Annotated in this window: 3 protein-coding genes; all 3 read left to right on the top strand. The window is 44.7% G+C overall.

What is annotated here, in order from left to right:
- The coding region (locus AB4482_RS00195) for a reverse transcriptase domain-containing protein (protein ID WP_372180329.1) at window positions 1–1,044 on the top strand (1,044 nt) is incomplete at its 5' end.
- 369 nt (window positions 1,045–1,413) lie between these two features.
- Complete coding sequence (locus AB4482_RS00190) at window positions 1,414–1,815, top strand: hypothetical protein (protein WP_372102914.1); 402 nt, start codon at window positions 1,414–1,416, stop codon at window positions 1,813–1,815.
- 2 nt (window positions 1,816–1,817) lie between these two features.
- On the top strand, window positions 1,818–2,585 hold the full coding sequence (locus AB4482_RS00185) for a hypothetical protein (RefSeq protein ID WP_372102916.1): 768 nt from the start codon (window positions 1,818–1,820) through the stop codon (window positions 2,583–2,585).
- Window positions 2,586–2,827: the final 242 nt, after the last annotated feature.

The raw sequence follows: 2,827 nt of genomic DNA, 5'->3' as shown, positions 1-2,827 counted from the left end.
CAAAGTGCGATCCCGCCCTGCAATAGCTATGGGTTTAGGCCAAATCGCAGTACGGCTGACGCCGTCAGTCAGTGTTTCAAATGTTTGGCTCTAAAGCGATCAGCGAAATGGATTCTTGAGGGAGATATTAAGGCTTGCTTCGACAAAATCGGGCATCAATGGCTTATCGACAATATCACGGTTGATAAACGTATGTTAGAGCAATGGTTAAAGTCTGGCTATGTGGATAAGGGTCTGTTCTATGATACCGATGAGGGCACACCTCAAGGTGGGATAATATCTCCAACCTTGATGCTAATGACTCTCGTGGGAATAGAGCAACGAATAAAATCTACAGCTCTGAAAATGGGTGCTAGGGCCAACTTTATTGGTTATGCGGATGATTTCGTGGTCACCTGCTCTTCAAAGGAAGTGCTAGTGAACGATATCAAACCGTTGATTGCTGACTTTCTGGCAGAAAGAGGGTTAACCCTCTCCGAAGAGAAAACGAAGGTCACTCATATTGATGATGGCTTTGACTTTCTGGGTTTCAATCACAGGAAGTACAAAGGGAAATTGCTCATTAAACCGAGCAAATCTAACACGCTGTTATTTCTCAGAAATCTACGTGAACTTATTAAAAAGCACGCAACCATCCCTGTTAACGATCTTATCAAGTTGATAAATCCGAAACTTAGAGGGTGGGCGAATTACTATCGCCACTGTGTTGCTAAACAAGTATTCGGGTATGTCGGCCACAAACTATTCCAAGCGTTATGGCACTGGGCAGTTAGACGTCATCCAACCAAGTCCAAAGACTGGGTTGTTCATAAGTATTTTCTCAATCGTAAAGGCCAGTGGCAATTTCACGGTTGGCAGAAAATCATGGACATGGACTGTCACTTCAATCTGTTCCAAATAGCTAAAGTGCCCATCGAGCGACACGTAAAAATCAGGAATGCAGCGACCCCTTTTGACCCTCAATACCAAGAATATTTGGTGAAGAGAAAATCTAAAAGGCTAGCTCGTAACTCTTGGAAAGAGCCTGTCCCGACTGCGTTATAAGTTGCTGGGTATCAATGATGCCTTAGTGGAGGCTTGAGCCGTATGCAGTGAAAGTTGCACGTACGGTTCTTAGAGGGGCGGCACTTGGTAACAAGTGTCGTCTACTCGACAGTTCCGTGCTGAAAGGGTAGATCATCTTATGTGATCACCGCTAGCGCGCTTGTGCTCCAAAGCCTAGCTAGGGCAGCAGCTCTACATGCATTGATGTCTACTTCTTTTCCTTACCCTCTCCTGTTTAATTAAAGTAGAACAAAAGCCAGATCTGTGACAAAAAATAGACACACTGACACACCCATTAACACTATAACCTATGAAAATAACTATATGATATGTTAGGGTTTACGGCCATTTACATCACACCTTCTATTTATGAAAAAACTACTTATTGCTGCAACTATTACTGCAGCCAGTTTTGCGTCTTACGCAAATGCTAACGGATGTGTCGGCTCTTACGTGGGACCTTTAGTGATTGACGCAGAGCGAGGCCATTCTGGTATGGTCGAAACCACGGTAAGGACAAGGGGTCAGGTCACGGTTGTTCTTGTGGGCAATGACAAAGTTGTTGATTGGCACCTTGAAAGCTCCTCATCGAATATGCGAGCCGAGTTGTCTCAAGATGGTAAGTCACTCATCATGGCGCTAGGCAGCTTTACTACCGGCTTTACCGCCAGCATTCAGACACAATTGGGAAGGCTTCATATGGTGAACGTGTATACCGATGATAAGACTGAAGGCATCCCGTATGGCTCAAAAATTCTGTTTGAGAATTGATAATGAGACATTGGACCGCCCCTTTTTTTCTCAGTCTTGCTATGTTATTGGGCTGCTCTGACGATGATAAAGAGCAACCTGTCGACACGCCATGGTCACCGAGCCAGCAAGAGATTCAAGAGATCATCGAGTTTCGCAATGGGGTATCGACAGCCGATTACACCCTGAACAAAGCCACTGTCCGTTGGCGTACCGATGAGCTAATTCCACTGTACTTCGTGTCTGAAAGTGAAACCGCACCACCAGAGGCTATCATCGAGGCGATAGAGCTGGTGCACGGTGCGATTGGGTATCCGGTTATCGACGAAGCAAAATCGTTTTACCATCCTCTATACGAGTATAAAGACGAGGTTCTCAACATCAGCAACGGTCAGTTTAACGACGCTGCTTTTTATCAGCTCCATGAGATTGACCGCGGGATCATCATTGGTCACAACACGCATTTTTCCATGCTGAGTAAGGGGACCAACAGTTACTGTATAAGTACTGCTAACGCGCCGTTTTCGACGCAATTGCTGACTCACTTTGATCCAGACACTCACTACTATCATGAGCAACAGAAGATTTGGTTTAACTATAGCCATCCTCGCTGTGAGACCAGCAGTCTTACTAAAGAAGCGATCGCTACCGAGTTGGTACGCGCTTTAGGTTTACAAAGGGAATTTTTGGTAGGGCAATGGTGGTCAGACACGTTTTCGAAAGACGCTCAAACACTCATTCGCACACTCTACAGCCATTCTTCAGGTACACCGTTTAATAAACTCAATTGATTGAAATTAATAGTAATGTTCGGTAAAGCCCACACTATTTCACAACGTGATGAGCTAATCGTTCTGATTTATCGCCACTTTTGCACAATCGTCTAAGATGACGACAGTATCTGCCGCCGTCCTAGGTTATATGCTCCAGTTATACTGGACATTCGCGTAAACGACTTTTTTATTCGTTTAATAATTCATGCTTTGCTAAATTAGCGAAGATGTAACTCGGAGTTGTCCGTGCGACCTGAAGT

The organism is Vibrio sp. 10N.222.55.C7, from assembly GCF_041473335.1.
Lineage (GTDB): Bacteria > Pseudomonadota > Gammaproteobacteria > Enterobacterales > Vibrionaceae > Vibrio > Vibrio crassostreae_C.
The sequence above is the reverse complement of the archived record's forward strand: the minus strand, read 5'-3'. Positions and strand labels throughout refer to the sequence as shown.